The 20,175-nt window shown below is 66.3% G+C and carries 17 protein-coding genes and 1 tRNA gene; 3 read left to right on the top strand and 15 right to left on the bottom strand.

The features are described 5' to 3' along the window. Positions 1 to 7 precede the first annotated feature (7 nt). The 11 genes from rpoB to GL279_RS09055 form a co-directional block, all read right to left on the bottom strand. Positions 8 to 4,156, bottom strand: coding sequence for a DNA-directed RNA polymerase subunit beta (rpoB, locus tag GL279_RS09105; RefSeq protein ID WP_155064318.1), 4,149 nt, complete (start codon positions 4,154 to 4,156; stop codon positions 8 to 10). Positions 4,157 to 4,421: 265 nt separating this feature from the next. Further along, positions 4,422 to 4,793, bottom strand: coding sequence for a 50S ribosomal protein L7/L12 (gene rplL, locus GL279_RS09100; protein ID WP_155064317.1), 372 nt, complete (start codon positions 4,791 to 4,793; stop codon positions 4,422 to 4,424). Between the two features lie 67 nt (positions 4,794 to 4,860). After that, positions 4,861 to 5,376, bottom strand: a complete 516-nt coding sequence (rplJ, locus tag GL279_RS09095; protein ID WP_343039760.1) for a 50S ribosomal protein L10 — start codon at positions 5,374 to 5,376, stop codon at positions 4,861 to 4,863. Between the two features lie 234 nt (positions 5,377 to 5,610). Continuing rightward, on the bottom strand, positions 5,611 to 6,306 hold the full coding sequence (gene rplA, locus GL279_RS09090) for a 50S ribosomal protein L1 (protein ID WP_155064315.1): 696 nt from the start codon (positions 6,304 to 6,306) through the stop codon (positions 5,611 to 5,613). A 3-nt stretch (positions 6,307 to 6,309) separates the two neighbouring features. Continuing rightward, positions 6,310 to 6,762, bottom strand: coding sequence for a 50S ribosomal protein L11 (gene rplK, locus GL279_RS09085; RefSeq protein ID WP_155064314.1), 453 nt, complete (start codon positions 6,760 to 6,762; stop codon positions 6,310 to 6,312). Positions 6,763 to 6,850: 88 nt separating this feature from the next. Next, complete coding sequence (gene nusG / locus GL279_RS09080; RefSeq protein WP_155064313.1) at positions 6,851 to 7,390, bottom strand: transcription termination/antitermination protein NusG; 540 nt, start codon at positions 7,388 to 7,390, stop codon at positions 6,851 to 6,853. Between the two features lie 195 nt (positions 7,391 to 7,585). Next, a complete protein-coding gene (gene secE / locus GL279_RS09075) occupies positions 7,586 to 7,777 on the bottom strand; it encodes a preprotein translocase subunit SecE (protein WP_425495602.1) in 192 nt (63 codons plus the stop codon). 88 nt (positions 7,778 to 7,865) lie between these two features. Next, positions 7,866 to 8,693: a hypothetical protein gene (locus GL279_RS09070; RefSeq protein WP_155064311.1), complete on the bottom strand. Its 828-nt coding sequence runs from the start codon at positions 8,691 to 8,693 to the stop codon at positions 7,866 to 7,868. A gap of 113 nt (positions 8,694 to 8,806) precedes the next feature. Beyond that, positions 8,807 to 8,882, bottom strand: a tRNA-Trp gene (locus tag GL279_RS09065). A 15-nt stretch (positions 8,883 to 8,897) separates the two neighbouring features. Beyond that, entirely contained in the window at positions 8,898 to 10,799 is a 1,902-nt protein-coding gene (locus GL279_RS09060; RefSeq protein WP_155064310.1) for an ABC transporter ATP-binding protein, read from the bottom strand. A gap of 271 nt (positions 10,800 to 11,070) precedes the next feature. Beyond that, positions 11,071 to 11,514, bottom strand: coding sequence for a MerR family transcriptional regulator (locus tag GL279_RS09055; RefSeq protein WP_155064309.1), 444 nt, complete (start codon positions 11,512 to 11,514; stop codon positions 11,071 to 11,073). 76 nt (positions 11,515 to 11,590) lie between these two features. Here GL279_RS09055 and GL279_RS09050 point away from each other — a divergent pair, with 76 nt between their 5' ends. Then, positions 11,591 to 13,834, top strand: coding sequence for a heavy metal translocating P-type ATPase (locus GL279_RS09050; RefSeq protein WP_155064308.1), 2,244 nt, complete (start codon positions 11,591 to 11,593; stop codon positions 13,832 to 13,834). 6 nt (positions 13,835 to 13,840) lie between these two features. Here the strand turns inward: GL279_RS09050 and cueR are convergent, their stop codons facing one another. From cueR to leuB, 3 genes are all read right to left on the bottom strand, one after another. Then, positions 13,841 to 14,230, bottom strand: coding sequence for a Cu(I)-responsive transcriptional regulator (cueR, locus tag GL279_RS09045; RefSeq protein ID WP_155064307.1), 390 nt, complete (start codon positions 14,228 to 14,230; stop codon positions 13,841 to 13,843). After that, complete coding sequence (locus tag GL279_RS09040; protein ID WP_155064306.1) at positions 14,227 to 16,704, bottom strand: heavy metal translocating P-type ATPase; 2,478 nt, start codon at positions 16,702 to 16,704, stop codon at positions 14,227 to 14,229. The genes cueR and GL279_RS09040 overlap by 4 nt, the downstream gene beginning before the upstream one ends. Positions 16,705 to 16,855: 151 nt before the next feature. After that, on the bottom strand, positions 16,856 to 17,977 hold the full coding sequence (leuB, locus tag GL279_RS09035; RefSeq protein ID WP_155064305.1) for a 3-isopropylmalate dehydrogenase: 1,122 nt from the start codon (positions 17,975 to 17,977) through the stop codon (positions 16,856 to 16,858). A gap of 145 nt (positions 17,978 to 18,122) precedes the next feature. Between leuB and GL279_RS09030 the strand changes: the two genes are divergently transcribed. After that, the gene (locus GL279_RS09030; RefSeq protein ID WP_155064304.1) at positions 18,123 to 18,542 is read left to right on the top strand and encodes a hypothetical protein; all 420 of its coding nucleotides are present in this window, start codon (positions 18,123 to 18,125) and stop codon (positions 18,540 to 18,542) included. A gap of 45 nt (positions 18,543 to 18,587) precedes the next feature. Further along, complete coding sequence (locus GL279_RS09025) at positions 18,588 to 19,391, top strand: uracil-DNA glycosylase (RefSeq protein ID WP_155064303.1); 804 nt, start codon at positions 18,588 to 18,590, stop codon at positions 19,389 to 19,391. Here GL279_RS09025 and GL279_RS09020 read toward each other — a convergent pair. Further along, the gene (locus GL279_RS09020) at positions 19,388 to 20,161 is read right to left on the bottom strand and encodes a protein-disulfide reductase DsbD domain-containing protein (RefSeq protein WP_155064302.1); all 774 of its coding nucleotides are present in this window, start codon (positions 20,159 to 20,161) and stop codon (positions 19,388 to 19,390) included. The two genes, GL279_RS09025 and GL279_RS09020, sit on opposite strands and share 4 nt — an antisense overlap. Between the last annotated feature and the right edge of the window lie 14 nt (positions 20,162 to 20,175).

Below are 20,175 nucleotides of genomic sequence, written 5' to 3'. Positions count from 1 at the left end.
ATACCCCTCACTCCTCGTCCTCCGCATCCAGGAGTTCCATGTTGAGGCCCAGACCCCGGACCTCCTTGACCAGAACGTTGAACGATTCCGGCACGCCGGCTTCGAAATTGTCCTCGCCTTTCACGATGCTCTCATAGACCTTGGTGCGGCCTGCGACGTCATCCGACTTGACCGTCAGCATTTCTTGCAGGGTGTAGGCGGCGCCGTAGGCTTCCAGAGCCCAGACCTCCATCTCACCCAGACGCTGACCACCGAACTGCGCCTTACCACCCAGCGGCTGCTGCGTGACGAGGCTGTACGGACCGGTCGAGCGGGCGTGCATCTTGTCGTCGACAAGGTGGTGCAGCTTCAGGACGTATTTCATCCCGACGGTGACCTTGCGGGCGAACTGCTCGCCGGTGCGGCCGTCGAACACCGTGGACTGACCCGAGGTGTCGAAACCGGCACGCCGCAGCGCATCGTTCACATCCGCTTCCTTGGCGCCGTCAAAGACCGGCGTGGCAATCGGCACACCGCCGCGCACGGCGTCGGCATGTTCGATCAGCGCCTCGTCTTCCAGACCGTCGAAGGTCTCGCCGTAGAACTGATCGCCGTAGCCGATCCGCATGGCTTCGCGCACCGGGGCCAGATCGCCATTGCGGCGATAGTCCTGCAGCGCTTCGTCGATCTGGATGCCCAGACCGCGCGAGGCCCAACCCATGTGGGTTTCAAGGATCTGCCCGACGTTCATCCGCGACGGCACGCCCAGCGGGTTCAGCACCAGATCGACCGGGGTGCCATCTGCAAGGAACGGCATGTCTTCGATCGGAACGACCTTGGACACCACACCCTTGTTGCCGTGACGACCGGCCATCTTGTCACCCGCCTGCAGCTTGCGCTTCACGGCGACGAACACCTTGACCATCTTCATCACGCCCGGAGGCAGGTCGTCGCCCTGACGGACCTTTTCGACCTTGTCGTCGAAACGGTTGTCCAGCGCGCGCTTCAGGCTGTCGAACTGCTGGTTCAGCGCTTCGACTTCCTTGGCGGTCTCTTCGTCGGCGACGGCAAGCTGCCACCACTGACCACGCGACAGCTGACCCAGCACGTCCTCATCGACGGCCACGCCCGGCTTGATGCCTTTCGGACCCTTGACGACTTCGCGACCCGTGATCAGCGACTTCAGACGCGCGTAGATGTTGCGCTCGAGGATGGCCAGCTCGTCGTCCCGGTCACGGGCCAGACGTTCGACTTCCTCACGCTCGATCTGCAGCGCACGTTCGTCCTTGTCGACGCCGTGACGGTTGAAGACCCGCACTTCGACGATGGTGCCGTAAGCCCCCGGCGGCAGGCGCAGCGAGGTATCGCGCACGTCCGACGCTTTTTCGCCAAAGATGGCGCGCAGCAGCTTTTCTTCCGGCGTCATCGGCGATTCACCCTTCGGGGTGATCTTGCCAACCAGAATGTCGCCAGGGCCGACTTCGGCACCGATATAGACGATACCGGCCTCGTCGAGGTTGCGCAGGGCTTCCTCGCCGACGTTCGGGATGTCGCGGGTAATCTCTTCCGGCCCCAGTTTCGTGTCGCGGGCCGCCACTTCGTATTCGTCGATATGGATCGAGGTGAACACGTCGTCGCGGTGGATCCGCTCGGAAATCAGGATCGAGTCCTCATAGTTGTAGCCGTTCCAGGGCATGAAGGCCACGACCACGTTGCGGCCGATCGCCAGTTCGCCCTGATCGGTCGACGGACCGTCAGCCACGACCTGACCTTTGACCACGCGGTCGCCCACCTTGACCAGCGGACGCTGGTTGATGGTCGAGGACTGGTTCGAGCGTTTGAACTTGCGCAGACGATAGATGTCCACGCCCGCATCGCCCGCGCCCAGATCCTCGGTCGCCCGGATAACGATCCGCTGTGCATCGACCTGGTCGATGATGCCGCCGCGACGCGCCATGATGGCGGCCCCGGAATCGCGTGCCACGGTCGCTTCCATGCCGGTGCCCACCAGCGGCGCTTCGGCGCGCAGCAGGGGAACGGCCTGACGTTGCATGTTCGAACCCATCAGGGCGCGGTTGGCGTCGTCGTTTTCAAGGAAGGGGATCAGCGCCGCAGCAACCGACACCAGCTGTTTGGGCGACACGTCGATCAGGTCGATCGCATCTACCGGGTTCAGCATGAAGTCGCCCGCCTGACGGGTCGAGATCAGGTCGTCCACGAACTTGCCGTCATCGTCCAGCGTGGCGTTCGCCTGCGCGATGGTGTGGCGCATTTCCTCGGTCGCGGACATATAGACCACGTCGTCGGTGACCTTGCCTTCGATGACCTTGCGGTAAGGGGTCTCGATGAAGCCGTATTTGTTCACACGCGCGAAGGTCGCCAGCGAGTTGATCAGACCGATGTTCTGACCTTCCGGCGTTTCAATCGGGCACATCCGGCCATAATGGGTCGGGTGAACGTCGCGCACCTCGAAGCCCGCACGTTCGCGGGTCAGACCGCCCGGCCCGAGTGCCGACAGACGACGCTTGTGCGTCACTTCCGACAGCGGGTTGGTCTGGTCCATGAACTGCGACAGCTGCGACGAGCCAAAGAACTCGCGCACCGCAGCCGCAGCCGGCTTGGCGTTGATCAGGTCCTGCGGCATCACGGTGTCGATTTCGACGCCGGACATGCGTTCGCGGATCGCCCGCTCCATGCGCAGCAGACCGATGCGATACTGGTTCTCCATCAGCTCGCCGACCGAACGCACCCGGCGGTTGCCGAGGTGGTCGATGTCGTCGATCTCGCCCTTGCCGTCGCGCAGTTCCACCAGCCCGCGGATACAGGCGATGATGTCATCGGGACGCAGGGTGCGCTGGGTATCGGGCGCATCCAGATCCAGACGCATGTTCATCTTGACGCGACCCACGGCCGAAAGGTCGTAGCGCTCGCTGTCAAAGAACAGGCTGTCGAACAGGGTCGAGGCGGCCTCGACGGTCGGCGGCTCGCCCGGACGCATGACGCGATAGATGTCCATCAGGGCACCGTCGCGGTTCATGTTCTTGTCGGCCGCCATGGTGTTGCGGATGTAGGGACCGACGTTGACATGGTCGATGTCCAGGATCGGGATATCCTCGACGCCGTTGTCCAGTAGCACCTTAAGCAGGCCGCCCGAGATCTCGCCGTCGCGGTCGTATTCAACGGTCACTTCATCGCCGGCCTCGGCATAGATCAGGCCGGTGCGCTCGTTGATGATGTCCTTGGCGACGAAACGGCCGATGATCTTGTCGAACGGCAGCAACAGGTTGATGTCGCCTTTTTCCGCCAGTTGCTTGACCAGACGCGGCGTCACCTTGTCGCCCGACTTGGTGATGACTTCGCCGGTTTCGGCGTTCACCAAATCAAAGCTGGGGCGGGTGCCACGCATCCGCTCGGGGAAGAAGCGGGTGATCCAGCCGGCTTCCTTGCCCTTGACGGCGCGTTGCAGCTTGTAGTCCACGGTGTCGTAGAAGGCATCCATGATGCCTTCCTGATCCATGCCAAGCGCATAAAGCAGCGTGGTCACCGGCAGTTTGCGGCGGCGGTCGATGCGCGCGAACACCAGATCCTTGGCGTCGAATTCGAAGTCCAGCCACGAGCCGCGATAGGGAATGATGCGGCAGGCGAACAGCAGTTTGCCCGAGGAATGGGTCTTGCCGCGGTCGTGGTCAAAGAACACGCCGGGCGAACGGTGCATCTGCGACACGACGACACGCTCGGTGCCGTTCACGATGAACGTCCCGTTCTGCGTCATCAGGGGCATGTCGCCCATGTAGACGTCCTGTTCCTTGATGTCCTTGACCGACTTGGCGCCGGTGTTTTCATCGACATCGAACACGATCAGGCGCAGGGTGACCTTCAGCGGCGCGGCATAGGTCATGTCGCGGGCCTGGCATTCGTCCACGTCGTATTTCGGGCGCTCCAGCTCGTATTTCACGAACTCCAGCGTCGCGGTCTCGTTGAAGTCCTTGATCGGGAACACCGACTGGAAGACGCCCTGGATGCCTTCGCCATCCTGATGGCCCTCATCCTCACCCGACCGCAGGAACAGGTCGTAAGAGGATTTCTGAACCTCGATGAGGTTCGGCATCTCAAGAACTTCGCGGATATTGCCATAGTAACGCCGGATGCGTTTCTGGCCGACATAAGCTTGCGCCATAGAGGGTCTTACCTTTCGTCTTTCGCTTGCGGCGGTCGTCGGGGCCCGACCGGCACAAGGCGGCGAATGTGGGGTGGGGTCCAATTCGTGCCGCCCGTCCCACCGCGCGGCTCCCGAACCCCGAACATGCCCTGAAGGAAGGTCTGCGCCCCGCCTCACGCGGAAAACCGTCCTTCAAGACAGGTTCGGCAGGGACCGGGAAAGCCCCGGACCCTGCCATTTTCTTCCGAAATCAATCGGCGCGCACCATGTGGTGCAGGCCTGATTACTTCAGCTCGACTTTGGCGCCAGCCGCTTCGAGCTTTTTCTTGATGTCTTCGGCGTCGGCTTTCGAAGCGCCTTCTTTGACTTTGCCACCGGCTTCGACCAGGTCTTTGGCTTCTTTCAGGCCCAGACCGGTGATGCCGCGCACTTCTTTGATCACGTTGATCTTGTTGGCGCCGGCGTCGGTCAGAACGACGTCGAATTCGGTTTTCTCTTCGACGGCTTCGGCAGCAGCGGCCGGGCCGGCAACCATGACGGCGCCACCGGCGGCCGGCTCGATGCCGTATTCGTCTTTCAGGATGGTTTTCAGCTCTTGGGCTTCCAGCAGGGTCAGGCCCACGATTTGTTCGGCGAGTTGTTTCAGATCAGCCATTTTTCCGTTCTTTCCATTAAGTGTTCCAACGTCGGGGTTTCAACCCCACGACGGGACGGGGATTGCCTCAAGCGGCCTCGCGCTCTTCCAGAGTCGTGAGGATGCTCGCGATGTTGGAAGCAGGTGCGCCAATCGCGCCCGCGATGTTTGCAGCAGGGGCACCGATGCAGGACACGATCTGAGCGATAAGCTCTTCACGCGACGGCATCTGGGCCACGGCTTTCACACCGGCCGGGTCAAGCGCCGAGTCACCCATTGCACCGCCCAGGATCACGAACTTGTCGTTGCCCTTGGCGTATTTGTCCGCGACCTTGGCAGCAGCCACAGGGTCTTCGGAATAGGCGAGCACGGTCATGCCCGTCAGATAGTCGGCGATGCTGGCGCAAGGCTTTCCATCCAGGGCGATCTTGGCGAGCCTGTTCTTGGCAACGCGAACGGACCCGCCAGCTTCGCGCATTTGCGCGCGCAGGTCCTGCATTTCGGCAACCGTCATCCCCTCGTAGTGGGCAACCACCACGACGCCAGAGGCTTCGAAGATTTGGCCGAGCTCTTCGACCAACTGCTCTTTCTGCGCTCTATCCACGGTTTCACTCCAAGTATGGGGGTTTCCCCCCGGCTCTCACTTTCCTGTCGCCAGAACAGCGGCAGGAACGGGTCCGTGACGGTCCAAGATCCCCCGAAGAAACCTTCGGAAAAATGGTCTTGATCCCATCTCAGGAAGGAAATTAAGCCAGTTCCCCGGCACCCTCCGTCTCGGACAGGACGGGGCAGCGATGCCCCGCCATCCGCCAGATCACTCTGGCGAAATTCTTGCCGCTTACTGCGCGGCCGAAGACAGGTCCAGCGACACGCCCGGACCCATGGTCGAGCTGATCGAGACTTTCTTCATATAGGTGCCCTTGGCGCCCGACGGCTTCGCACGGTTGACCGCATCCACGAACGCGCGGATGTTTTCAGCCAGCTTGGCGGCATCGAACGAAGCCTTGCCGACGCCGGCGTGCACGACGCCCGCTTTTTCGGCCTTGAACTGGACTTCACCGCCCTTGGCAGCTTCCACGGCCGATTTCACGTCCATGGTCACGGTGCCGACCTTGGGGTTCGGCATCAGGTTGCGCGGGCCCAGGATCTTGCCCAGACGGCCGACCAGCGGCATCATGTCCGGGGTGGCGATGCAGCGATCGAACTCGATCTTGCCCGACTGGATGGTTTCCAGCAGGTCTTCTGCACCGACGATCTCGGCGCCGGCGGCCTTGGCTTCGTCAGCTTTCGGGCCACGGGCAAAGACGGCGACGCGCACATGCTTGCCGGTGCCGTTGGGCAGGGTGACGACGCCGCGGACCATCTGGTCGGCGTGGCGCGGGTCAACGCCCAGGTTCATCGCGATTTCGACGGTCTCGTCGAATTTCGCCTTGGTGTTGGCTTTCACCAGCGCAACGGCGTCTTCGACCGACAGGTTCGCTTTGCCTTCAAAGGCGGCGCGGGCGGCGGCTTTGTTCTTGGAAACTTTTGCCATGACTTAGCCTTTCACCTCGATGCCGATCGAACGGGCCGAGCCGAGGATGATTTGCATCGCGGCTTCCACGTCGTTCGCGGACAGGTCTTTCATCTTGGCTTCGGCGATCTCGCGGACCTGCTTGGCGGTCACGGTGCCGGCGACCACACGGCCGGGCTTTTCCGAACCCTTGGCGCGGTTGCGCTTGCCGACCGGCTTCAGGCCAGCAGCTTTTTTCAGCAGGAACGAGGCCGGGGCCGTCTTCATCTCGAAGGTGAAGGACTTGTCGGCGTAATAGGTGATCACGACCGGAACGGGCGAACCCTGTTCCATTTCCTGCGAGCGCGCGTTGAACGCCTTGCAGAATTCCATGATGTTGATGCCGCGCTGACCCAGCGCGGGACCGATCGGCGGGGACGGGTTCGCTTGGCCCGCCTTCACTTGCAGCTTGAGGCTGCCGACAACTTTCTTGGCCATCTGGCCCTCTCCTTATCATCACGCCCGGGAACCGGGCCGACTTAGCGGTACGGCCTGCGCCCCTCGGGACGCGGACCTCCCGCGACGATCACGCGGTCTTGGAGACCTGCGTGAATTCCAGCTCGACCGGCGTCGGCCGGCCAAAAATCGAAACGGTGACCTTGATGCGGCTCGAAACCTCATCCACCTCCTCGACCATGCCCGAGAAGCCCTCGAAGGGCCCGTCGGTCACGTTCACTTTCTCGCCCACGTCGAAGCGGATCAGGTTGCGCGGCGCAACCTCGACCCCGCCATCGCCGGTGCGATGCAGGATGCCGTTCACTTCGTCGTCGCGCATCGGCATCGGCTTGCCCTGCGCGCCAAGGAAACCGGTGACCCGGTTGATCGAGTTCACCAGATGATAGGTCTTGTCCGACAGGTCCATATGCACCAGCACATAGCCCGGCATGAAACGCCGCTCCGACGTCACTTTCTTGCCGCGACGGATCTCGATCACCTCTTCGGTGGGGACCAGAACCTCGTCGATCTCATCTTCGAGACCCTTTTCGGCGACAGCCTGACGAATCGCCTCGGCGACCTTCTTTTCAAAGTTCGACAGGACGCTGACCGAATACCAACGCTTTGCCATGTCTCGATCGACCCCTGTTTCTTCCAGCTTGGTTTGCACCAAGCCCTTGAATTCGCTTACCGCCCGTCAGCCGGCCGACCTGTTCTGGCCAGACCCCCGACAAAATTGAAATCGGCGCGCACGACCGAATCGATGCACGCCGCGTCACGGGCAGGTCGGGCGGACATACCGCCAGACGCCTGCCAATGCAAGCCCTCAGCCGACCAGATGCAGGATTCCCGACAGGCCCGACTTGATCGCAAGGTCCACGAGGAAGAAGAAGATCGAGGCCAGAGTCGCCATGACGAAGACCATGACCGTGGTCGTGATCACCTCGCGGCGCGTGGGCCAGGAAATCTTGCCGACTTCGGCACGCACCTGGCTGATGAACTGGACGGGGTTGGCCATGTTGATCCCTTCGGTCTTGCAGCGCGTCAGATAGCCGGTGCGGGCCGGCATTTCAAGCCGGGATCTGCCGCCGCCCGGCCTTGTGCGCTCAGGGCTGCAACAAGGTGACGCCCGGCAGGCTGCCGATGCGCGCAATCTCGGCGGCATAGGCGCGGGCCGAACGGGCGCGCGTCGCCTCGTCCATAAGGCGCAAGGGCGGATGGCCCTGACTGCGCGGGAACCGCGCCCGCGCCCGCCGCGCCAGCACCCGCAGGTCGATCTCGCTGTCGGCCATGGCGCGGCTCAGGAACCAGTCATAGCCCGGCTGGGTCAGGCTTTCGTTCGAGGGCGGCGGATCCGGGATCCGCGCCGCCAGATCGCCGGGCAGCAGCATGCGCAGCAACTGCGACCGCACCGCCGCATAGTCCTCAAGGCGCCAGACGACGATCCCGGCGACACCCGGCACCGTCAGCAGCCGCCTGACCAGCCCCGACCAGCCGACCCGCACCGGATCGCGCCCCTGCAGATAGGGCGCAAGCTCCAGCTCATTGCCCAGAGCCAGCTGCAGCGCAAAGGCCGAGACCTGAAAATCCGCCGGATCGCGCAGGCCCAGATACAGCGTGACCGGCCCGCCGCCGGTGATGTCGATGGCCTGACGCAGCCGCCGCACCGCAAAGGGATAAAGCACGCCTTGGGGCGAAAACATCGTGCCGCGCCGGGTGCCGCCAAGGATGTTCTCCTCGGTCAGCAGCAGATCGGGCGCATCGCCGCGCGCCTCGGCCAGCAGGCGCCGGCAGTCGTGCTGCGCGGCGCAGCCCTCGCCCTCGGCCAAAGCCTGACTGAGCGGGATCGTCGCCGCCTCCTCGCGCAGCATCGAGGGTTCGGCCAGAAACACCCCTGCCGCCCGCAGCTCGTCGCGCGCTCGGCGCAACGACAATTGCAGATGCGTTGAAGCGGTCTTGTGCGCGCCGAGATGTATGGAAACAGCCAATGCCCGTCTGCCGCGTGGTGTGATCGACCTGCGTGGTCAGGAATGTCGGGGGATGCGGCTGGCAGGGGTTGGGGGACTCGAACCCACGACCCTCGGTTTTGGAGACCGATGCTCTACCAACTGAGCTAAACCCCTAAGCCGCGCTGTTGATTACGCGAGGACCGAGCGCGGTTCAAGAGGGAACTCGCGGCCTTCGTCGCTTTCCGATGCGTCATCTTCCAGAAAGCCGCCCGATTGCCGCGCCCACAGGCCGGCGTAGATGCCGCCCCGCGCCAGCAATTCGGCATGGCTGCCCTGTTCGACGATGCGTCCCCGCTCCATCACCACCAGCCGGTCCATGCGCGCGATGGTGGACAGTCGGTGCGCAATGGCGATCACGGTCTTGTCGCGCATCAGGCTTTCCAGTTGCGACTGGATCGCGGCCTCGACCTCGCTGTCCAAGGCACTGGTCGCCTCGTCCAGAATCAGGATCGGCGCGTCCTTCAGCAGCACGCGGGCAATGGCGATGCGCTGGCGCTGTCCGCCCGACAGTTTCACGCCACGCTCGCCGACATGGGCCTGATAGCCGCGCCGCCCGCGCGTGTCGCCAAGGCCGGGGATAAAGGCACCCGCCTCGGCCAGTTCGGCGGCGCGGGCAATCTCGGCGTCGCTGGCATCGGGCCGGCCATAGGCGATATTGTCGCGAATCGAACGGTGCAGCAGCGAGGTGTCCTGCGTCACCACGCCAATGGCGGCGCGCAGCGATTCCTGCGTGACCTGCGCAATGTCCTGCCCGTCAATGGTGATGCGCCCCGATTCCACATCGTGGAACCGCAAGAGCAGGTTCACCAGCGTCGACTTGCCCGCACCGGAACGGCCGACCAGCCCGATCCGCTCGCCCGGGCGGATGGTCAGCGTCAGGCCGTCCAGCACCGCGTCGGGCCGCCCCTCGGCCGGCTCGCCATAGCGGAATGTCACATCGTGGAACGCCACCTCGCCCCGCGTCACGTCCAGCGCCCGCGCCTGCGGCGCATCAACCACCATGCGCGGCAGCGACAGCGAGCCGATGCCGTCGCGCACCGTGCCGATATTCTCGAAAAGGCCGGCGAATTCCCACATGATCCAATGTGACATGTTGCTGAGCCGCAGCGCCAGAGGGATCGCCACGGCCAGCGCGCCGACCTCGACCTGACCGCGCGTCCACAGCCACAGCCCCAGCGCGGTCACGGCAAAGGTCAGCGCCGAGTTCAGCGCCGCCAGCAGGATATTCTGCACCGAGGCCAGCCGCATCTGGCCATGCACCGTTTGCAAAAACCCGTCCATGCTGTCGCGGACATAGCTTTCCTCGCGCGAGGAATGCGAGAACAGCTTGACCGTCGAGATATTGGTGTAGCTGTCGACGACGCGGCCGGTCATCACCGCGCGGGCATCGGCCTGCGCCTCGCTGACGCGGCCGATGCGCGGGATCAGCCAGCGCAGCAGCACCGCATAGGCCAGCCCCCAGGTCACGAAAGGCAGCGCCAGCCAGCCGTCGGTCGAGGCCGCAAGCCAGATCGCGCCCAGGAAATAGACGCCGACATAGACCAGCACGTCCATGAACTTCATCGCCACTTCGCGCACGGCCAGTGCCGTCTGCATCAGCTTGGCGGCGATGCGCCCGGCGAATTCGTCCTGAAAATAGCTCATCGACTGGCGCAGAAGATAGCGGTGCGCCTGCCAGCGGATGCGTTGCGGCAGGTTCCCCATCAGCGTCTGGTGCATGAGCAGAGAAAAGATCACCTGCAGGACCGGCAGCGCGATCACCAGAAGCGCGCCCATGATCAGCAGGCGGTTGCCCTCGGTCGCCCAGAAACTGGCGCGGTCGGCCTGCGACAGCTTGTCGACCAGGTCGCCCAGATAGCCAAACAGCACCACTTCGGCCAGGGCGATCAGCGCCGAACAGGCGGCCATGCCCAGCATGAAGCCCCAGGCGCCGCGGGTGAAATGCACGATGAAGCGCCACAGGCCGCGCGGCGGCATCTGCGGGGCCTCGGCCGGATAGGGGTCGAGCCGGCGCTCGAACCAGGCAAACATGGCAATCCTCGGTGATGTGATGGGCCCCCGATCCTGACGCGGTTCACGGGCAGGCGCAAGGCGGCTGGGCATGTCGCCGACGCAGGGTCGCGGCGGGTGAAAACTAATTTGCGGCAATCCGCATGAACGCGGGAACCTTTGGCCGGTTGCGGGGTTTCCACCCCGTCCGCAGCCTGACTGCGGCCAGATCCGCCTCTACAGACCGTCGGATCGGCAGGCCCCGCCCCGCAAGGGCGGGGCTTTCCGTTTTGTGTCCCCTTAAGCGCTCCGGCTAGGCCGCATCATGGCGATGGTCGGCCTGATGGGTGTGCTGGCACAGGTCATGGTTGCCCAGCACCTCGATCACCCGGCAATCCGAGATGGTGCCATGCGCGCATTGCCCCAGCATGCGCTGCAGCTCCTCGCGCAGCGCCGTCAGCCGGGCGATTCGCAGCTCGACCTCGGCCAGCTGGCGGCGGGCGATGTCATCGGCGGCGGCGCAGGGATCGCCGGGCGCGCCCGACATGCTGAGCAGTTCGCGCACCGCCTCCAGCGGAAAGCCCAGATCGCGCGCGTGGCGGATGAACCGCAGCCGCTCGCGCGCCGCGCGGTCATATTTGCGCTGGTTGCCCTCGCTGCGCGGCGGTTTCGCCATCAGGCCGATCTGTTCGTAATAGCGGATCGTCGGCACCTTGACCCCGGTTTCCGCGCTGAGCCGCCCGATCGAGATTTCCATGAAATACCTCTTGAAGCTCTAGTTGCTAGAGGAATTAGGTATGGCCTGCGACCGGAACAAGGGCAGGAGAATCCCGATGGCCGACAAGGCAACCGAACGTCACGAATGGCGCGTCACCGGCATGGATTGCGCGTCTTGCACCACCAAGGTCACGCGCGCCGTCGAGCGGATGCCCGGCGTCAGCGATGTGCGCGTGGCGTTGATGAGCGAGCGGCTGTCGTTGCAGCTGACCCCCGGCACCACCGACCCCGCCCGGATCGAGGGCGCGGTGCGCGATCTGGGCTATGGCATTGCCGCGCCGCAGGCGGGGGCCGCCGCCCCGGCCGAGACGCAGGCCGCGCACGACCATGCCGGCCATGACCATGAGCATGACCACGACCACGGCGATCACGACCACGCCGCCAGCGGCCATGTGCACGACGACCCGGCCGAGCGTGGCCTGCCGTGGTATCGCACCGCCAAGGGCCGGCTGGTGATCGTGACCGGCACCCTGCTGGTGCTGGCCTGGGCATTCGAGCTTCTGACCTCGGCCCGCTTTGGTTACTGGGCCTTTCTGGCCGCCTGCCTGATCGGGCTGGCGCCGGTCGCGCGACGGGCGTGGGCGGCGCTGCGCATGGGCCAGCCGTTTACCATCGAGGGGCTGATGACCATCGCCGCGCTTGGCGCGGTGGCCATTGGCGCGGCCGAAGAGGCGGCGCTGGTCGTGTTCCTGTTCGCCGTGGGCGAGGTGCTGGAGGGCGTCGCCGCCAACAAGGCCCGCGCCAGCATCCGCGCCCTGTCGGCGCTGGTGCCCAAGACCGCATGGGTCGAGGACGCCGGCAACACGCGCGAAGTTCCCGCTGACAGTCTGGCGCTTGGCCAGATCGTGCTGGTGCGTCCCGGCGACCGCATCCCCGCCGATGGCGAGATCATCGAGGGCACCTCGGGCATCGACGAAAGCCCGGTCACCGGCGAAAGCATCCCGGTGACGCGCGGCCCCGGCGAGCAGGTCTTTGCCGGCGCCATCAATGCCGAGGCGGCGCTGCGCATCCGTGTCGACAAGACCGCCGCCGACAACACCATCTCGCGCATCATCCGCCTTGTCGAAGAGGCCGAAGAGGCCCGCGCCCCGACCGAGCGTTTCATCGACCGTTTCAGCCGCTGGTATATGCCCGCCATCGTGGCGCTGGCGGCGCTGGTGGTGCTGGTGCCGCCGCTGGCTCTGGGTGGTGACTGGGACACGTGGATCTATCGCGGGCTGGCGCTGCTGCTGATCGGCTGCCCCTGCGCGCTGGTGATCTCGGTCCCGGCCTCGATCGCCTCGGCGCTGTCCTCGGGCGCGCGGCGCGGTCTCTTGATGAAGGGTGGCGCGGTGATCGAGGCCACCGCCGCCGTGCGCCATATCGCCTTTGACAAGACCGGCACCCTGACCCATGGCCGCCCCCGCGTGACCGATGTGCTGACCGCCCCCGGCATCACCGAGGCCGAGCTGCTGGCCGTGGCCGGTGCGGTTGAGACCGGCTCCAGCCACCCGCTGGCGCAGGCCATCCTGAAGCGGCTCGACGAGGCTGGAATCGCCGCCCTGCCCGCGCGCGAAGCCCGTGCTCTGCCCGGTCGCGGCGCGCAGGCCATGGTCGGCGACAGCCTTGCCTGGGTCGCCTCGCCCCGCCACGCGGCCGAGCTTTCCGGCATCGCCCCCGAGGCCACCGCCCGCGCCACCGCACTTGAGGCCGAGGGCAAGACCGTCGTCGCCGTCTTCCGTCAGGACCAGCCGCTGGGCCTGATGGCGCTGCGTGACGAGCCGCGCACCGAGGCCGCCGAGGCGATGCGCCAGCTGGCCGCGATGGGCGTCGGGGCCACCATGCTGACCGGCGACAATTCCCGCACCGCCGCAGCCATCGCCGAAGGTCTGGGCATGTCCTTTCAGGCCGAGATGATGCCCGAGGACAAGCTGGGCGCCATCCGCGCCATAAGCAAGGACGGCGGCGTGATGATGATCGGCGACGGCATCAACGACGCCCCGGCGCTGAAACAGGCGGGCGTGGGCGTGGCCATGGGCTCGGGCAGCGACGTGGCTCTGGAGACCGCCGATGCCGCCATCCTGCGCGACAAGGTGACCGATGTGCCGGCGCTGATCCGGCTGGCGCGCGCCACCATGGGCAATATCCGCCAGAACATCGGGCTGGCTCTGGGGCTGAAGGCGGTGTTTCTGGTGACCTCGATCCTTGGGATCACCGGGCTCTGGATCGCCATTCTGGCCGATACCGGCGCGACCGTGTTGGTGACGCTGAACGCGCTGCGGCTTCTGGGCTTTGACCCGATGCGCGAGGGCGCGCGCTAGCAGGCGTCAGGGCCGCGCCAGCCGGTCTAGGATCGGGCAGTCGGGGCGGTCATCGCCCTGACAGCAATGCACCAGCTCCTGCAGGGTGTCGGCCATCTCCTGCATGTCGCGGATCTTTTGCTGCAGCGCCTCGACATGGGCCTCGGCAATGCGGCGCACCTCGGCGCTGTGACGTTCGCGGTCGCGCCACAGCGCCAGCAGCTCGTGGATCTCGGCCAGCGCAAAGCCCAGATCGCGGGCGCGGCGGACAAAGCGCAGCACATGCAGATCGGCCTCGGAATAATCGCGATAGCCCGAGGCGCGCCGCGCGGCGGGCGCAATCAGCCCGACGGATTCGTAATAGCGGATCATCTTGGCCGAAACGCCCGAGGCCCGCGCCGCATCGCCGATGTTCATGCCGCAACCTCTGCCCGGAACCGGCGCAGGCGCAGCGCATTGCCCAGCACGAACACGCTCGACAGCGCCATCGCCCCGGCGGCAAAGACCGGCGACAGCAGGATGCCAAAGCCGGGATAGAGCACCCCCGCCGCCACCGGAATCAGCGCCACGTTATAGGCAAAGGCCCAGAAAAGGTTCTGCCCGATGTTCGCCATGGTCGCCCGCGACAGCGCGATGGCATTGGCCACCCCCGTCAGACTGCCCGAGATCAGCACCACATCTGCCGCCTCGATGGCGACATCGGTGCCGCTGCCGATGGCGATGCCCACATCCGCCTCGGCCAGCGCCGGGGCGTCGTTGATGCCGTCGCCGACAAAGGCCAGCGCGCCATGCGCGGCCCGCAGGCGCTGGACGGCGGCGACCTTGCCCTCGGGCAGGACCTCGGCCACCACATCGTCGATCCCCAACTGGCCGGCGATGGCCTGCGCGGTTCGGGCATTGTCGCCGGTGATCATCGCGACCTTCAGCCCCATGCCATGCAGCGCGCGAATGGTGGCCGCGGCCGAGGGCTTCACCGGGTCCGCGACCGCGATCACTGCCGCCAGCCGGTCCCCGATGGCGGCATAAAGCGGCGACTTGCCCTCGGTGCCCAGCCGGGCTGCGGTCTCGGCAAAGGGCGCCACATCCAGCCCCAGCTGCGCCATGTAGCGGTCGGCGCCGATGGCGATGGCCTCGCCCTCCACCTCGGCATGCACGCCATAGCCGGTGACCGAGGCAAAGCGCGAGACCGGCGGCAGCGTCAGCCCCTCGGCGGTCGCGGCATCGGTGATGGCGCGGGCGATGGGATGTTCGGATTGCGCCTCGACTGCCGCGATGCGGGCCAGAGCCGTGGCGCGGTCAAAGCCGGACGCCAGTTCCAGATCGGTCAGTACCGGCTTGCCCAGCGTCAGCGTGCCGGTCTTGTCCAGCGCCACCACGCGGGCATCCTTGAGCTGCTGCAGCGCCTCGCCCTTGCGAAACAGCACCCCCATCTCGGCACCGCGCCCGGTGCCGACCATGATCGAGGTCGGCGTGGCCAGCCCCATGGCACAGGGGCAGGCGATGATCAGCACCGCCACCGCATTGACCAGCGCAAAGCCCAGGGCCGGGCTGGGGCCGAAGGCCAGCCAGACCAGAAAGGTCAGCGCCGCCGCCACCATCACCGCCGGCACGAACCACATCGTCACCCGGTCGACCAGCGCCTGGATCGGCAGCTTGCCACCCTGGGCCTGTTCGACCAGCCGGATGATCTGCGACAGCATGGTGTCGCCGCCGACCGCCGTGGCGCGAAAGGCAAAGGCGCCGGTCTGGTTCACCGTGCCGCCGACCACCGCCGCGCCGGCAGTCTTGGCGACCGGGACCGGCTCGCCAGTGACCATGGATTCGTCGACATAGCTTTCGCCCTCGACCAGTTCGCCATCGACAGGGATGCGTTCGCCCGGGCGCACCTCAAGGACATCACCCAGCGCGACCGCCGCCACCGGCAGCTCGACCACCGCGCCACCGCGCCGGACCCGTGCCTGCTGCGGTTGCAGCCGCACCAGCCGGCTGATCGCCTCGGAGGTGCGCCCGCGCGCCCGCGCCTCGAGCAGGCGCCCCAATAGGATCAGCGTGACGATGACGGCGGCGGCCTCGTAATAGACATGCACCGTGCCCGCAGGCAGCAGGCCGGGCGCAAAGGTGGCGATCACCGAATAGCCATAGGCGGCCAGCGAACCCACGGCGACCAGCGCGTTCATGTCGGGCGCACCGCGCAGCAGCGCCGGCAGGCCGCCGGTCAGGAAGCGCCGGCCCGGCCCGACAAGCACCAGCGTCGTCAGCACGAATTGCAGCACCCAGCTGGCCTGCATACCGATGGTGTCATGGATCAGCATGTGCAGCGCGGGAAACATGTGGCCGCCCATTTCCAGCAGAAAGACCGGCAGTGCCAACACCAGCGCCAGCAGGAAATCGCGGCGCAGCGCCTGTTGCTGGGCGGCGTGGCGGTCGTCGCGATCTGCGGGGGCGGCGGCATCCGCCACCGGCTGCGCGCTGTAGCCCGCCTTGGCGATGGCCGCGATCAGCGCGGGCATGGCGGCGGTGCCCTGCACCCGGGCGCGCTCGGTCGCAAGGTTGACGGCGGCACTTTCGACGCCCGGCACCGCCTTCAACGCGCGCTCGACCCGGCCCACGCACGACGCGCAGCTCATGCCCTCGATGGCCAGTTCATAATCGGCCTGCGGCACCTCGTAGCCGGCCTTGCGGATGGCCGCGACCAGGGCTGCCGGCGCGACCCCCTGCCCCTGCACGGTGGCGCTTTCGGTGGCCAGATTGACCGCAGCTGCCTCGACGCCCGGCACAGCCTTCAGCGCACGTTCGACCCGGCCCACGCACGAGGCGCAACTCATCCCCAGAACCGGCAGCGTGATGGCGGGGTCAGAGGCGGCGGGGCCGATGGCGCGGGCATTGGTCATGGGAAGGCTTCCTTGATGCCGGATTGCGGGTCAGCACGCGATATGGGGGTTCCCATCATGGGAAGGTCAAGGGGCTGTTCCGGGAAAAGCGCAAAAGAAAACCGCGCCCCCCGACCGGGGGACGCGGCAATTCAGGCAGGGTCCGGTGCGATTACAGCGCCGACAGCGCCGCCACGATCTTGTCGCCCATTTCCGAGGTCGAAACCGGGGTGCCGCCCTCGGCGCCCATCAGATCGGCGGTGCGCACGCCATCGGCCAGCACCTTTTCGACCGCGCGCTCCAGCAGATCGGCGTCATCGCCCAGATTCAGCGAATAGCGCAGGCACATAGCAAAGCTGAGGATACAGGCGATCGGGTTGGCCTTGCCCTGACCGGCGATATCGGGGGCCGAACCGTGCACGGGTTCATACATCGCCTTGGGCTTGCCATTGGCCATCGGCGCGCCAAGGCTGGCCGAGGGCAGCATGCCAAGGCTGCCGGTCAGCATCGCCGCCGCATCCGACAGGATATCGCCGAACAGGTTGTCGGTCACGATCACGTCGAACTGGTTGGGACGGCGCACCAGCTGCATGGCGCCGTTATCGGCATACATGTGCGACAGCTCGACATCCGGGTATTCGTTGTCGTGGACCCATTGCACCTCTTCGCGCCACAGGATGCCCGATTCCATGACGTTGGCCTTTTCCATCGAGCAAACCCGGTTGCCGCGCTTGCGGGCCAGCTCGAAGGCGGCGCGGGCAACGCGACGGATCTCGCCCGAGGTATAGCGCTGGGTGTTGATGCCGACGCGGCCACCCTCGTTCTCGGGGTTGTTGTCATCGGCATGGATGCCGCGCGGCTCGCCGAAATAGATGCCCGAGGTCAGCTCGCGCACGATCAGAATGTCCAGACCGGCCACCACGTCGCGTTTCAGCGAGCTGAAATCGGCCAGCGCGTCAAAGCACTGCGCCGGGCGCAGGTTGGCAAACAGGTCCATTTCCTTGCGCAGGCGCAGCAGACCGCGCTCGGGTTTCAGGCTGAAGTCCAGATTGTCATAGGCCGGGCCGCCCACGGCGCCCAGCAGCACCGCGTCGACTTCTTGCGCCTTGGCCATGGTCTCGTCGGCCAAAGGCTTGCCGTATTTGTCGTAGGCGGCGCCGCCGACCAGATCCTCGGACACGTCGAAGGACAGGCCCTTGTTCGCTTCGAACCAGCCGATGACCTTGCGCACCTCGGCCATGACTTCGGGGCCGATGCCGTCGCCGGGCAGGATCAGCAGGGAATGGGTGGTCATCGCAGGCATCTCCTCGTGCGTCTCGCGGTTCGGGCAATCGCCTAGACCCGCAGCCCGGTGCCGTCAAGTTCACGGCAAATTGGCTTGCGGCCCGGCCCCGGCTGGGGCGGGATAGGGCGCGGAAACGAACGGAAAGGGCGATGCCATGAAAGTCATGCTGGCGGCCGCACTGATCCTGGGTTGCAATGCCGCGCTGCCGGGGGCGGTGCAGATGGCCCGGGCCGATGGCGGGATCGCCGTGCAGATGCCGGATGTCTCGGGGCTGAGCGAGGCCGAGGCCCGCGCGCTGCTGACCGAGCTGGCCAATGTCAACGTCATCACCTCGAACTGCCCCGCCTACCCGATCAGCAACGGCGAATGGACGCTGATCACCGCCACCGGCGACCGGCTGGCGGCACGGCTGGGGCTGGACCCGCGCGCCTATGATCAGGCCTATTACGGCCCGGCCTTCAAGCTGCTGGACGATCCCGGCGCCTGCGACCGGATCGGGCCCAGCGCCAAGCCGCTGATCCAGCGGCTGGTCGGGATGGGCGGCGGCACGACGCCGCTGACGCAACCCCAATAGCCGCGCCGGCTTGTGGCGCGGCCCGGCGCGGCATAGCCTGCGGCCATGACGGCAGATCCCACCTATCGCGGATTCGCGCTCGACGCGGACACCGCGCTCGCGCTCTTGCAATGGCAGGCAGAGCTGGGCGCCGATGAGCCATGTCTGGACGCGCCGCTGGACCGCTATGACATGCCCGAGCGTGTCGAGGCGCCGGTGGCCCCTGCCATCACTGCCGCGCCTGTCGCAGCGCCCGCCGATGCGGCGGTCGATCAGGTCGCGCTGGCCGAGACGCTGGCCGCCCGCGCCGGCACTCTGGCCGAACTGGCGCAAGTGCAAGAAGGCTTCGACGGCCTCGACCTGAAAAAGGGCGCGCGCAATTTCTGCTTTGCCGATGGCCGGCCGGGCGCGCGGGTGATGATCATCGGCGAGGCGCCGGGCGAGGAAGAGGACCAGCAGGGCCGCCCCTTTGTTGGCCGCGCCGGCCAGCTGCTGGACCGGATGTTTGGCGCCATCGGTCTGGCGCGCGACGCGGTGGACGCGGAAAAGGCGCTGTATATCAGCAATGTGCTGACATGGCGCCCGCCCGGCAATCGCCGCCCCGAACCCGCCGAGATCGCAATGATGCTGCCGTTCCTGCGCCGGCATGTCGAACTGGCCCAGCCCGAGATTCTGGTGCTGATGGGCAATACTCCCTGCATCGCGGCGCTGAACCGGCAGGGCATCCTGCGCCTGCGCGGGCAATGGACCGAGGCCTTCGGCCTGCCCACCCTGCCGATGACGCATCCGGCCTATCTGCTGCGCACGCCACTGGCCAAACGCGAGGCCTGGGCCGACCTTTTGTCCATCGCGGCGCGGCTGGGGCTTTAGCTGCCGGCGGGGCGGCAGCCGCGATATTCCACCGCATGATCGGGCGCGATCAGGGTCAGGCGCAGCCCTGCCGGGTCCAGCGGAAACGGCTTGCCCGATTCGGCGATGAAATCGGCCTCGGCCACCAGCTGCCCGTCCTGACGGCTGAGCTGCGGCTGCGAGACCCAGATGCGGCTGTCGTCCAGCTCCATCGCAGCCTCGGGGGCATCGGCGTCAAAGCGGGCGGTGACGCGCATGCCGTCCTCGATCTCTTCGACGCGGCAGGCGGGTTGATCGGTCGCCAGCCGGGGCACCTGTTGCAGCGCGGCCTCGATCGCCGGATCGGGGGTGGCGGCGGGCGGCGGCGCACGCAGAGCGACATGCGCCGGCACGCAGATCGTGTCACACAGGCCGAAATCCACCCGCGCCTGCGCCTCGACCGGCTGGCCGGGCTGCGCGGGGGCGATCTCGATCGGCAGGATCAGTTCGCGGTGATAGCCCAGACTGCGCTCGCCGCCGGATTCGATGGTCTCGGGGCGGGGCCAGTGCATCGTCACCTCGCCCAGATTTTCGGACCCCGACCAGTCGAAGCGCGGCGGCACGCCGGCATCGCCGGGGCTGCGCCAATAGGTCTTCCACCCCGGTTCCAGCTGCAATTGCAGCGCGGTCATGCGGTGGCCCTCGGGCGTGGTCCAGCCGGGCAACAGCCGGGCCGCCATCAGCCCCGGCGGCACCTCCGTCTGGGCCAGCGCCGGCAGCGGCAGGAACATGAGCAAGGCAAGCAGTTTCATACGTCTTTCATAGG

It is taken from the genome of Paracoccus limosus (genome assembly GCF_009711185.1).
GTDB lineage: Bacteria > Pseudomonadota > Alphaproteobacteria > Rhodobacterales > Rhodobacteraceae > Paracoccus > Paracoccus limosus.
This window is presented reverse-complemented; position numbering and strand designations above follow the sequence as displayed.